Origin of the sequence: Parabacteroides caecihominis, from assembly GCF_023656785.1 — a bacterium.
Lineage (GTDB): Bacteria > Bacteroidota > Bacteroidia > Bacteroidales > Tannerellaceae > Parabacteroides > Parabacteroides segnis.
The window spans coordinates 152,591-166,069 of record NZ_JAMOKS010000015.1; the positions used below are offsets into that span (position 1 = coordinate 152,591).

The following is a 13,479-nucleotide window of genomic DNA, read 5'->3' on the forward strand; positions in this document are numbered from 1 at the left end:
AAAAGGAAATACATCCATGAATATATCAAAGAAAAACACGTTCCTGGTTACAACATGCAGCCTATTGATTTCTTCGATGGCAGTAGCTCAGGATAAAAGAGAAAAAGACATTCAGCCTGAATGGTTAAAAAAATACAGTGACAAGGAAATTTATAACATGTTTGAAAATCCGCCCATGTTCTATGCCCCTCATACCTTTTGGTTTTGGGACGATGTGATCAGAGACGAACAGACGGCAGCCTCAATGGCCGAAGAGATGGCTAAACAAAAATTAAATCCCGGATATGCACATCCTCGTTCCGGATTTGATAATGCGGTAACAGCACTTCCTGTCGAACAATACCTTGCCGAACCCTGGTTCAATAGCTTTAGTAACGCACTGCAAAATGCAAAGGATAACGGATTAACACTCGGATACTGTGATGATTATAATTGGCCAAGCGGCCAAGTAGCAGGTAAGGTTTTGCAAAAACACCCGGAACTGGAAGCAACTTATCTTGCTCCAAAACGTTATTATGTAAAAGGGAAAACAGAGGTAAAATACGACTCGATAAACTTCGCTGTTGCCGGAAAAATGGTTAACAACCAGCTCGACGCCTCATCACTACGGATTATCGGTGAAGGAAGTAATATCAAATGGACAGCTCCTTCGGGGGACTGGATGATCTACACATACACAATAAAAAAACATCCGGGGATTGATGGCGGAAAGGTAAATTATCTGGACCCGAAATTAATGGAAGTATTTATTCCTTTAGTCCATGAACAATACGACAAACATTTCAAAAAGGACATGGGGCATAGCATTCCAGGAGTATTCGTTGATAATGAAGGCGATTACGGATGGAAAATGGCCTGGTCCGAACATTTGGCAATCCAATATCAGAATAAAAAGAAACGTGATATAAGAACATGGTTGCCTTTATTAACCGAAAAAGACAAAGACGGCTTATTTGTAGTGGCCCGATGTGACTGGTTCGATGTTGTATCGGATGTATATAATGAATGTTATTTCGAACCATTGGTCAAGTGGCTGAAGGAACGTAATATGTATTATATTTCTAATTTGTGGGAAGAGTCATTACAACTCCAGACAATCGCTGTCGGTGATTTGATGAAAACAACACGCTGTGTAACAATGCCCGGTAACGACTGCCTGGAAATGAAATCTCAGGATGTACATGATTTCAAAGAAATACAATCCGTTGCAGAATTTGAAGACCGTCCTTTTATGAGCGAAATCATGGGAGTGGCCGGATGGATACAATCTCCGGAAATGATGAAAATGACAATAAATTCCGTTACTTCATTCGGGGTTAATCATGTTGTTCCTCATGGTATTTACATGAACAGACAATTGGAAACAGTACCTTTTCCCAGTGACTGGTTCACTGAAAATCCCTATTGGAACTATCTACACCAATGGACTGATTTTGCCAGACGAGCAGCCTTCATAACCCGGCAAAGCAACCTGGTTGCAGACGTTCTGCTGGTTCACCCTATTGAAACCGCCTGGTCTTTTTCAGAAAACTATTTCTCAGAAGAAAAGGGTGTACAGAATGCACCGTGGGACCCGCGCGTCATTGAAACGGACCAAGTCTATTCGGATGCTATGAGAAAGATGAATCAGGAAAATATTGACTTCCTGATAGCCGACAAACATTACTTATCGAAAAGTACAATACAAAACACCGGCAAAAGCACAACAATAACGATCAACAACCATGATTTTAAGGTAATCGTACTTCCTACAACTTATATTATACCTCAGTCATCATTCAAAAAAATCGTTGAATTCGCCAAACAGGGAGGGTTAGTTGTTTTATTGGGTGAATTACCTCAGGGTTCTCCCGAAAAAGGATTAAACGATAAAACAATTATAGCCCAGGCAAAAACATTAAAACAGTTTCCGAACGTTATCAATTTAGCATCTGATAAAAACAAAATGGAGGCAATGATCACCGTCTTAAACGAAAAGATGGCACCTCAGATACGTCTTAAAAACTCAGGTAGATTATATACGGCTCAAAGAAAGGCCGGTAATACTAATTTATACTGGTTTGCAAACAATACCGATACATTAAAACATTTCACCGCATGGCTTAGAGATGGAAAAGGAGTTGCTGAAATATGGGATTGTGAGACAGGTCAGAAAAAGATTATTCCATCGACAACAGAGAACGGATATCAGAAAGTATCCCTGACATTGAATCCGTTTGAAGCTTATTGGCTGGCTTTTAATCCGGATAAAACAAATTCAAGAGAAGTGAAACCGGATATCACCACCAAAGAAAGAATAATCGATACCACATGGGAAATTAGTTATCCAAATGAAAACACTATTTATAAAACAACGGCAAAAGTATTATATTCAGATAGCCGGTTGAAAGAAAATGAGTTTTTACGATTAGGATATGATGACTCGAACTGGAAATATTATTCCCGCCAAGACGAAAATAATATTAAAAGCATCTATGGTTATTGGAGAATGAATATTCCGGTAGGTACAAAATCAGTTGTAGTTCCATCCTATATGTTGGGAAAAGAAATCTGGCTGAATGATAAAAAGATAAAGGTAACGGATTCTTTAATCAACCTGGCTCCGGAATCAAAATTACTATCGTTTGTAATAAACCGGAAGGAAGAAAAAATAACTGTTGCTCCTTTTAAATTTACAGTTGGTATGAAAGAGAATCAAAAACTGACTTCGTGGTACACTTATGGACTTCAACAATATTCCGGATTTTTAGAATATGAAACTTCAATTACGATAGACGATACGTCTTCAAATGTTTTTATTGATTTAGGCGAAGTAAAATATATGGCCGAAGTTTTTGTCAATGATCAACCAGTTGGAGCCCGTTTATGGCCTCCTTTCAAATTTGACATTTCTAACACATTAAAACAGGGAGAGAATAAAATCAGGATAAAAATAGGAAACCTGATAGCCAATAAAATGTGGATGAAAGAGGATATGGGAAAACTCCGTACCTGGGGTTGGAAAGGAATACCGGATCTAAACCAATGTAATGCGGGGCTATTCGGACCTGTCAAATTGATTTTCACATCCAAATAAGTACCATCAGAGACTATCTTTTAATCAAATACAAAAGTAATCAGAATGAGAAATGTATTTTTTATCTTACTAATATTACTGACAAACATCTTCTTCAATGCGTGTAAAGAGAAAAACGATACCACCTTTGAAGAAGCATTCGATAATCCACCCGAGTCCACAAAACCCTGGGTGTACTGGTACTGGATCAGTGATAATATATCGAAAGAAGGTATTACACGGGATTTGGAAACGATGGCTGAAGTAGGTATCGGTGAAGCGCTCATCGGTAACGTTGTCGACCCGGGAAATCCCTGGGGGAAAGTGAAAGTCCTCAGCGAAGAATGGTGGAGTTGTGTCGAACATGCTATCAAAGAAGCCGACAGGCTGGGGATCAAAGTCGGCATGTTCAACGGACCGGGATGGAGTATGTCCGGAGGTCCCTGGGTAAAACCCGAAGAGGCGATGCGTTATCTCACATCTTCTGAGACCAGAGTCACAGGAGGCAAAAAAATCGAGATTCAACTGGAGCAACCGGCCGACTTCTTTCAGCAGGTATCCGTACAGGCTTTTCCTGTTCCTAAAAATGATAATGGACATATAACAGCTGACATTGCCGAAATACACGCCGACCAGGCAGAAGTAAGGGCCATGTTCGACGGGAACAGGAAAACCGCATTCAAAGCCGATAAATATCCTGTCATCATCGACATCCACACTAAAGAACCCTATACGGCACGAAGCATTGAATTCGTACCGGTGGAAAGTGGTATCGGAGCAAACTTCAAATTACAAGTCAAACAAAAGGATGGCAATTACAAAACCATAGCCCACCGCGATGTTGCCCGTACAAGGCTGGATGCCAATATGGGCGGGATGACATTCGGACCTGCCACAGAAAGTTTCGAGGCTGTTACGGCTTCCGATTTCCGAATAATCATAGACGGTTATTATGGCGGCCATATCGGAGAAATTGAAATATCGGGAGCTGCCAGATTATCCCATTTTGTGGAAAAACAGTTAGGCCGCTTAAGTGATATTCCACAAGTTAAAGCAGATACATATATGTGGGACAAGCCGGCTGAACCGGAAAATGAAGAATTGAAAATAAGTGCCGACGCGATCATAGATATCACCGGCAATGTAGATGAAAAAGGCGTTTTAAGATGGGACGCTCCGGAAGGAGAATGGATCGTTTTACGAACGGGAATGGCCCTTACCGGTACACAGAATGCTCCGGCATCTCCTGAAAGTACCGGTTATGAAATAGATAAAATGAGTAAAGCGGCAGCTTCAGGACATTTCGATGCTTATGTCGGTGAAATTATCCGCCGTATTCCGCCCGAAAAGCGTAAAGGTTTCAGGCATGTTGTTGCAGACAGTTACGAACAAGGTTCGGAAACATGGACAGAAGGTTTCGGCGAACTGTTTGAAAAAGAATACGGATACAGTCCTTATCCATGGATGCCGGTATTGACCGGGCGTATCGTCGAAAGCGCCGATCGTTCCGACCGTTTTTTGTGGGATCTGCGCCGGTTGGTTGCAGACCGTATTGCCATAGACTATGTCGGAGGACTTCGTGAAAAATGTGAAGAGAACGGCTTACGTCTTTGGTTGGAAAACTATGGACACTGGGGATTTCCTGCCGAATTCTTAAATTATGGCGGGGCTAGCCACGATGTCGGCGGAGAGTTCTGGATCAGTGATCCCAGCCTGGGAGCTGTTGAATGTCGCTGTGCTTCATCGGCTGCCAATACCTATGGGAAACCTTTTACTTCTGCTGAAGCATTCACCTCTTCCTGGTCATTCAACCTGACACCGCGGGATATGAAGAAAATGGGCGACTGGTCCTGGACAGAAGGAATAAACCATTTTGTTTTACATGTGTATATACACCAGGCTTACGAACAAAAACCGGGTATTAATGCATGGTTCGGTATGGATTTTAACCGCCACAGCAACTGGTTCCCGCACTCAGGCTCCTATTTCGACTATATACGCAGATCGACCGCTATTTTACAAACAGGAAAACATGTGGCAGATGTAGCTTATTTTATCGGGGAAGACGCACCGAAAATGACAGGAGAAAAAAATCCGTCTCTCCCTCACGGCTATGATTATGATTTCATTAACAGTGAAGTATTACATAAATATGCAGACGTAAAAGACGGTAGATTGATTTTGAAATCCGGCATGTCCTACAGGCTGCTTGTTTTACCCAATCAACAGACCATGCGTCCGGAAATGCTGGAAAAGATTGCTGAACTGGTTAAAAACGGATTAGTGGTTCTGGGTCCTAAGCCTCTGTCCTCTCCCAGCGGTAAAGATTATCCGGCAGCGGATAACAGGGTTGTTTCCTTAGCGGATGAATTATGGGGGGACAGTGAAAATGTGCACAAATATGGTAAAGGAATGGTCCTTTCCAATATGGATATCAACCAGGCGGCGGAATTATTGAAGCTGAAACCGGATATGGTCATGCCGGAAGGGTTCTTGTTCACGCACAGAAGTACAGGCAATTCGGATGCTTACTTTATTACCAATCAGAAAGACGATAAAAACAAAGGCGAGTTCGGTTTCAGAATAACCGGAAAACAGCCTGAACTATGGAATACTGTCACCGGAGAAAAGCGCGACCTGTACGAGTTCAGGGAAGAGAACGGTTTTACCTATATTCCCCTTGAATTCGACAAGTCTGATTCCTGGTTTATCATATTCCGCAAAGGGATAGAAAAGAAAATAGACAGACCAAACTTCCCTGAAAAAACGACTGTGCAAACACTTAAAGGGGACTGGAAAGTAACATTCGAAGCAGCAAACGATACCATTGAAAGTATCATTATGCCGGAATTAAAAGACTTGACAACCTTTGACGAACCTTCTATTAAATATTTCACGGGAGTAGCGACATATTCAAACGAATTTGAATACCCGGAAGAACCGACATCCCCCGTATGGATAGATTTGGGAGAGGTAGAAGCGATGGCTCAGGTTACGATTAACGGACACAGGCTCCCCTATCTCTGGAGATATCCTTATTCCGTAGAAATCTCTGATTTACTTATGAAAGGCACCAATAAGATTGAAGTGGATGTTGTAAACACATGGTGGAACCGTCTTGTAGGTGACAAACAACCCAACAGTAAACAGCATACATCTGCTACCGTCTGCAGATGGAATGCCGATAGTAAACTGTTACCGGCCGGATTGGTGGGACCTGTTACTTTAAAAAAGGAATAATCAACCCTTCCTGAAAAGACCTTTTCAGATCTTGCTTCATAAAAAAACTACGGTCTCTCAATGAAACCGTAGTTTTTTTATTTTAATCCAATCCTGCCATTAATCCAGGAACAATGCCGAACAAGCAGCATTTGCCCCCCGCACCTGACAAATACGGACACGTACCGGTTGATTGACTTCAAATGTCACATAACGTCCCATTCCGTAATTGCGGACCATATGGACCGGAGATAAAATACGTTTATTCTGCAAATCAAACAGTTCGATCGCGCTCCGCCGTCCGTTATAATCCCAATCTACAAAGTAAAGGGATATTTTATACGGTTTATCGTGCCGGTAATCCACATCTATTGTTATCGTCTGACGACAAACCTGCGGATCAAAGGTCGTTATAGCTCCTAAACTACGGCTTTCATCATTTTCAATATTGGAGACCAATGCCCGTTTGTCAGAAGCCGTATTCATATAGCTAGAATTTTCTTCTCGCTGGCAAATGATACTTTGACATTGCTTCGGCAGCTTAGTCCGGTGTGCACCTTCCTCGTCGTAATTGAACAAAATATATCCTTTCGAACCATATACTCCTTTCCAGTTACCCTGAGTCAAAGTATCTTCCTTTACCGTCGAAGCCGGATAACAGTACTTGAGTTCTTCTTCAACCACCGGGCTTTCAGCAGGACGGTCATAAGAAAAGCTGAATGTATGCGATCCTTCATTCAAAACAGGCAAATAAACGTGAGTGGCGTTCTTCTTTTCCGGCTGTATCGTTTGTCCGTCCATTTTGATTTCTATATTTGCAGCTCCCATAAGAGGTATAGCCAAGCGCCCTGTTGTTCCGACAGGAACAGACAAAGATCCTTTTCCTTCCTTTACATCCATATAAACCTGTATTTTCCCATGAGGAGTAGGAACAGCCCCGTCGATACGGGTCAATCCGGTAGTCAGATGGGGACAAACGGTAAAAGTTTTAAATCCCGGAACCTCCGGTTTTACACCTAAAACTTCTTCACTCAACCATTTCGCTACACCGGCACTCCAGGGATGAGTAAAACTGGTATATCCGCACTGGTTATTGACCGGAGCATCATTATCCGCTAATTTACAGAGATTCCATGAAGGACGGAATACTTCAAAAAATGTTGTCGCTCCATAACGTAACTGTCCTCCCCAGCAATCATCAATCGTATTCATCGCTTCTCCATAACGCCCCAAACGAGCCAATGCATTGATTACAAAATACTGGTTGAAAGGAGAATAGGAAACACGCTGCAAGCGATCGCTAAAGACATTATTCCATAAAGAAGCGACCTCCTCAGGAGAAACGACACCTGCATTCACTGCATCAGAAGCGGCAAATATATCCAACCCTTCCTGCCAGTCCGGACTACACTGCAATTGCTGTTGCTTTTCATCGGCATACGTTTCATATTTCCGGGACAGATCCTGCCGGCCACAATCATTCATCGCCTTTGCAAACCTCTTCCAGGTCTGAATAGATAACATTTTATATGCCGTATGTGTCTCTTTACAGTTCGGATTCTCAAAACCAGCCCCTAACCGCTCATCCCATCCGTAAAAAGAGACCGAAGGACTTTGTTCATAATGCTGATAAGCGATATCCAGTTTATTGCAGGCATTATTACATAAAGAATCCAAAAGAGACTGATCTCCGGTATACTGGTAATAATCCAGTAAGCTCTGTACCCAATAAAGAGAATAACTCAGGATACCATTAAACTGTTCCGCCGTATAAAGAATGTTCTTACGGACAAAATCATAATTACCAAAAGCAACAAGAGCGGCAGCCTGTGAAGTGTGTGCATCACCGGTCCACGAATGACGGTCACTCCGTTCCATCAGAATGGCACCGAAATAATCTTTCAGCAAATTGAGCCGGACAGTATAGGCGGCAGTGTACCAGATACGGTTCAACTGTTCGTCGTTACTGTTGAAACTACCTTCATAATTAGTCGGTTTCGTCTGGCAGACCAACCGGACATTCCGTATCCTGAATTTCTTAGACACATCTTTCAAATGTATCCAGGCAAAACGTACACCTTCATACAATTGTTTATTCAACTCTAAACGATACGTTTTACCATATTGCTTAGGCACAGCCGTCTTTACCGGATGCTCGGAACCCAGATTGAAAACAGCCGGCTCATTGAACTCGCTGATACTGCATTCGACAGTAGCCGGCATATCATCACATTCAAATTCCAGCCAACCGGCATTGACCTGACCGAAATCAAACATGATATTACATGCTCCGGTAATTGTTAAGTCCGAATGACCTTTTACCGTCATATTCATCGGTTCATCACATGTAACAGAAACCGGTTTCCGTGTGTACACTTCCAGATCATCGTCGGCATCCGGACTTTTCCACCGGTAATTGACCAATGGGTCCGGCGAGCAAGTGATCTTCTCTCCTGTCGGAACACCCTTCAAAGGTGGATACGGCGACTTCTTCAAGTCTTTTCCTTCCGGACTAGCAGCCAGTACGAACAACGGTGTCAGTAATAATATTTTCGTAAACAGAATCAAGTTTTTAGACATAACTACAATTTTAACTTATAAATAACTATTTAACGCAATCCGAAGATAGTACAATCATAACAAACATGGATATCTTGCCATTGTAATATGATTTATATATATTTGTACAAAGTTCATTGCATCTGAATATGAAAAACAAAAATCTTTTCAAATACCTCGTCAGTAGCGAAAGAGATTTACTCTGGGGATTGATCGTTGACAATGTAGGTCAGGCAGAAATCGGCAAAGACTATAAAATCTATCCGCCCAAAGTAGGACATCCCACAGATTATTACTTTACTCCCCAAAACGGACGTATACTCGATAATTACCAGCTCATTTACATTTCTAAAGGGAAAGGGACTTACTTCACTTCTCCCGATGAAAGTATTCCGATAACAGCCGGAGATATGCTGATAATACCTCCCTATACATGGCATAGCTACTATCCGGACAAAAAAACCGGATGGCAGGAATACTGGATAGGCATGCGTGGTCCTCATCTGGATGCAAGGTTCAAAAACGGCTTCTTCGGAACAAACCGGTTAGTTTATAAAGTCGGGTTGCGCGAAGATATCATCCAGTTATTCAACCAGGCCATAGACTTCGCTTTCTCCGAGCAAGCCACTTACCAGCAAACACTGGCCGGGATTGGCAACCTCATCCTGGGAATGGCTATCTATTATGACTGCAACCAACATTTCACAAATGATGTCGTTATCCAGCAAATCAACCAGGCCCGTATAATCATGAGGGAAAATTTCCTTACAGGAATATCCCCTAAAGATGTCGCTCAACAGATCAATATGGGATACTCCTGGTTCAGGAAACTATTCAAAGAATATACGAATGTCTCGCCGGCTCGTTTTATATTAGAATTAAAACTACAGAAAGCCAAAAGCCTCCTGCTCAACTCCTCCCTGAGTGTCAAAGAGATATCCTATATGGTCGGCTATGAAGATGCAACTTATTTTACCGCACTTTTCAAAAAATATGCCGGATTCACTCCTTTAGCTTACAGGGAACAGCTTTCTTCAAACCAACTACAGCATGTTTCCGATTCAGAAAATGACGGGAAGACAGCTCCTTAAACACCGTATCAGACCTTATAACAAAACTTATTCTTGCTTGTATGTTTTCACCGTATCTATCATTGCCAGAATGTTTTCCACCGGTGTTCCTGCCTGTGCATTATGACATGAACAACAGATATAACCACCGTCCTTTCCTAACGTTTCAAGGCATTTCCGGGTTTCATCGATCACCTCACCGACTGTCCCCATCGGTAAGATACGTTGATTCTCGACTCCCCCGTGAAAAATAAGATCTTTCCCGTATTGCTGTTTCAGATTAGCCCTGTCCATACCCGGACAAACATGCTGTATCGGATTCAGAATATCTATACCGCACTCGATCAATCCCGGTATCAAAGGAAGAACTGCACCATCCGTATGATACAATACCTTCTTGCCATAACTATGGATAAGGTCGCACCAGTTCTTCAGCCTGTGCTTGAAATGCGTCTCCCACGAATCCAGGGAAATCAGCATACTATCCTGCATTCCCATATCATCACTGATAAATACAATATCGAGCTCATCGTTCAATTCTGTCAGCATCCGTTCCAGCATGACGGTTTGAATGGCGTCGATACGCTCTACCGTCGCATCCAGGAAGTCCGGATTTGCCAACGTATCCATCAGGGCATTTTCCAATCCGCGCATCTGGCAATAAATCTCAAAATGAGATATCCAGGGACCTATCGTTGCGAAATTCCAGGAACGTGCTTCTTTTGCCAATGCCTTCGCTCCTGCATAATCAAATTTATCCGGGTCAGGCCAGGAATGATAACCGGCCAGCTGGGACGGATCCATATAATCGGCAATCGGCGGATTGATATATTCCTGGTAAGTCGCCAGGCCAGCCTTTACCATCCGGGTCGGAACACCCCACATCGTTATCTCCCCGCTATCGTTCGGGTCGAAGAAACGTCCTCCGTAACCGGGAAATATCCAGACTATTTTATCTATTCCCAACTTATTATAAACAGCCATTTCATCTTGTAATGAAGTATATTTCCGGAGTGAATCAAGTACTTCGGGTGTACACCAGAGGTCGACGGGCGGACGATCGACAGGCTGACGGTTTATTGTTGCCCAAATACGTTCTTTGGGAGTCATATTATCCATATCTGTTAACAGTTTATTTATTGCTTGTTCAATGTTGATTATTCTTATTTTTTACCTTCCGGTAAATACAGGTGAGATTGTTGCAGATATCACAGGAATAACTACTTTTCCGCACATTCCTGCCGATGCCGATAATACCGCTTACCGATTTGATCGGGACCATCAGGCAACTGGCTGAAAGTGAGATCTCACATGTATGAGCCGGTACTAATGAGAAAAGCTGCTTCTGATCGTCGACAGGCCAGTTGCAATAACCGGGACTGTACCGATTGGTTATTTTCATTCCTTCCGACTGTACTTGCTTCTCCAGTTCAGACTGAATAAAATCCATAGACTTTTCAACAACGACACTTCCCATCGTATCCACGATATACCCTTTCAGATACTCACCTTCTTTATTGTACTTTCCGGAATAATCCGAAAACCCCTGTCCGGCCGTACAGATAAAAACGGCGATCTTTTCTGCCCCCTCCATCAGCCGGCAGATTTTACGGGATGTTTTTATAGTCTGTCCCGCTATCCGTATCTCTCCTGTTTCCGGAAACCGTTCTATGTCCTCAAAAACGGTATAGCCTCCCCGTATATCTGAGATTACAGGGAGTTGCTCAAAAACCTCCGTTACCTCGCACACTACCGGATTATCCGGAGAACGGTCTTCTTCATGCAGCATTTCCAGCAGATCATCCGGAAGAATACCTGTTTCCCGAATTGTCGGACTATAATAACTAAATGCAGCCATCAAAACGTCATTTACATGCTACGATTAAAAGCTGATAAAGCATTATAATAGGCCCGGATATTTTCTTCCGGTACGCAAGGAGGCACATCACAGCCGGTCGACAATACAAAATTCGGGTACTCTGCCGTCTGTTCCAATAATAAGGTTACCTCTTTCTCGATCTCTTCCGGTGACATCATACGGAGCACTCCTACCGGATCGATATTCCCCATGACCAACGTATCCCCCGGACATTGTTTCAAAACTTCCGTCATCGATATGGCATTACCGAAATGATAGGCTTTCGCTCCGGTGGATATCATGGCGTCTGTACATTGACCGGTATTACCGCAATTATGTAGGATTACCATGAACGAATCGTCCTGTACTTTGTCGATGATATTTTTTACATATACCGAAGAGAACTGTAAACAATCTTCGTTCGATAACAATCCGGCTGCCGGTTCGGCAATTATAACCCCGGAGCATCCCGTCCGCTTCAATTCCATACAATAGTTTTCTATAAAACAGGTACATTTATCGAGCAGCAGAGCTATAGCTTCCGGTTCCAGATAACAAGCGACCATGATCTCCGACATGCCATATAATCTTCCGGCAAGAGAGAAAGGACCGATAGCCCCGGCAAACACCGGTTTATCCGTGATCATCCCGACCGCCATTTTATTAGCCAGTATATACTCAGGTATCCTGCCGGATGACAAAGAGGGTATCTGCAATCCTTCTATACTTTCCGAATCGACCAGGCTTCCCAGAATATGCGGCATATCATTTTCAGGGAATGCGATGGAACTCCCAAACGCTTCCGCTTCTACTGTCAGGTCCATGATCACGGTAGCCGCCTTCGACGGATACATCTTACTCAGTTCATAGATTGCCTGTGCATGTTTCTCTCCGCTCTGAACAGCATCTTTCACGGTTGCCCCTATCATCTCGATGCCGGGATGGGTCATAATCGGCATAGTACAACGTTCGCGTACATTTATAATATCACTGATCCAATTATCTACGTTCATACCATTCTTTTTTATGCAACCAGCTTATCCAATATCTCCACCAATGCCTGCGGTTCGTCCGTATAATAATCGGCGCCGATCTTTTGGGCGAACTCATTGTTCAACGGTGCACCTCCCACACAGGTGATGACTTCGGGAAATTCCGACTTGATCTGCTTGTTGATTTTTTCCATATTGACCATCGTTGTCGTCAGCAAGGCTGACATTCCTACAAATGCACCCGGATTCATCTTTATGGCATCGATAAACTTCTCGGCAGGAACATCCACGCCTAAATCTATTACCTCATATCCGTTTCCTTCGGCAATCATACTCACCAGGTTCTTCCCGATATCATGCAAATCGCCTTCCACCGTACCGATGATCAGCTTCCCTTTCCGTTTGACGGAACCATCCATAAAATACTTCTTCAGATGTGCCATCGCCCCACTCATGGCTTTGGCACTCATCAAGACCTGGGGTACGAAGACTTTGTTTTCACGGAATTTCACTCCGATACGTCCCATACCGACAATCAGGCCTTTTGAGAGGACATCAGTAGGTGCAACACCCTCTTCCAAAGCCTGCATAGTAAGTTCGTCGGCACCCAACTGCCCTTTCATGCTTGGCGGATAGGGAGATTTTTGATTTATTTTCCCGTTTTCCACACATAATGCGATTTGTTCTAAAATGTCGTTCATAGTTTTTGTTGTTAGAATGTTCAAT

8 protein-coding genes are annotated in these 13,479 nt (G+C 43.0%); 3 read left to right on the forward strand and 5 right to left on the reverse strand.

Going from position 1 to position 13,479, the window contains the following annotated elements:
• Positions 1-16 precede the first annotated feature (16 nt).
• Positions 17-3,076 (forward strand): glycosyl hydrolase, encoded by a 3,060-nt coding sequence (locus tag NBH14_RS14425; protein WP_186959000.1) that lies wholly within the window; start codon positions 17-19, stop codon positions 3,074-3,076.
• Between the two features lie 45 nt (positions 3,077-3,121).
• Positions 3,122-6,295, forward strand: coding sequence for a glycosyl hydrolase (locus NBH14_RS14430; protein ID WP_186959001.1), 3,174 nt, complete (start codon positions 3,122-3,124; stop codon positions 6,293-6,295).
• A gap of 99 nt (positions 6,296-6,394) precedes the next feature.
• Here NBH14_RS14430 and NBH14_RS14435 read toward each other — a convergent pair whose 3' ends face one another.
• Positions 6,395-8,854 (reverse strand): alpha-L-rhamnosidase C-terminal domain-containing protein, encoded by a 2,460-nt coding sequence (locus tag NBH14_RS14435; protein ID WP_186959002.1) that lies wholly within the window; start codon positions 8,852-8,854, stop codon positions 6,395-6,397.
• A 128-nt stretch (positions 8,855-8,982) separates the two neighbouring features.
• Here NBH14_RS14435 and NBH14_RS14440 point away from each other — a divergent pair, with 128 nt between their 5' ends.
• Positions 8,983-9,924 (forward strand): AraC family transcriptional regulator, encoded by a 942-nt coding sequence (locus NBH14_RS14440; protein WP_186959003.1) that lies wholly within the window; start codon positions 8,983-8,985, stop codon positions 9,922-9,924.
• 27 nt (positions 9,925-9,951) lie between these two features.
• Here the strand turns inward: NBH14_RS14440 and NBH14_RS14445 are convergent, their stop codons facing one another.
• From NBH14_RS14445 to NBH14_RS14460, 4 genes are read right to left on the reverse strand one after another with little or no spacing between them, the layout of a single operon-like run.
• Positions 9,952-11,022 carry a uroporphyrinogen decarboxylase family protein gene (locus NBH14_RS14445; protein ID WP_186959004.1) on the reverse strand — a complete coding sequence of 357 codons (1,071 nt, stop codon included), beginning with the start codon at positions 11,020-11,022 and terminating at the stop codon, positions 9,952-9,954.
• Between the two features lie 28 nt (positions 11,023-11,050).
• Positions 11,051-11,761, reverse strand: coding sequence for a vitamin B12 dependent-methionine synthase activation domain-containing protein (locus NBH14_RS14450; RefSeq protein ID WP_186959005.1), 711 nt, complete (start codon positions 11,759-11,761; stop codon positions 11,051-11,053).
• An 11-nt stretch (positions 11,762-11,772) separates the two neighbouring features.
• On the reverse strand, positions 11,773-12,774 hold the full coding sequence (locus tag NBH14_RS14455; RefSeq protein ID WP_186959006.1) for a uroporphyrinogen decarboxylase family protein: 1,002 nt from the start codon (positions 12,772-12,774) through the stop codon (positions 11,773-11,775).
• Between the two features lie 11 nt (positions 12,775-12,785).
• Complete coding sequence (locus NBH14_RS14460; protein WP_186959007.1) at positions 12,786-13,454, reverse strand: cobalamin B12-binding domain-containing protein; 669 nt, start codon at positions 13,452-13,454, stop codon at positions 12,786-12,788.
• Between the last annotated feature and the right edge of the window lie 25 nt (positions 13,455-13,479).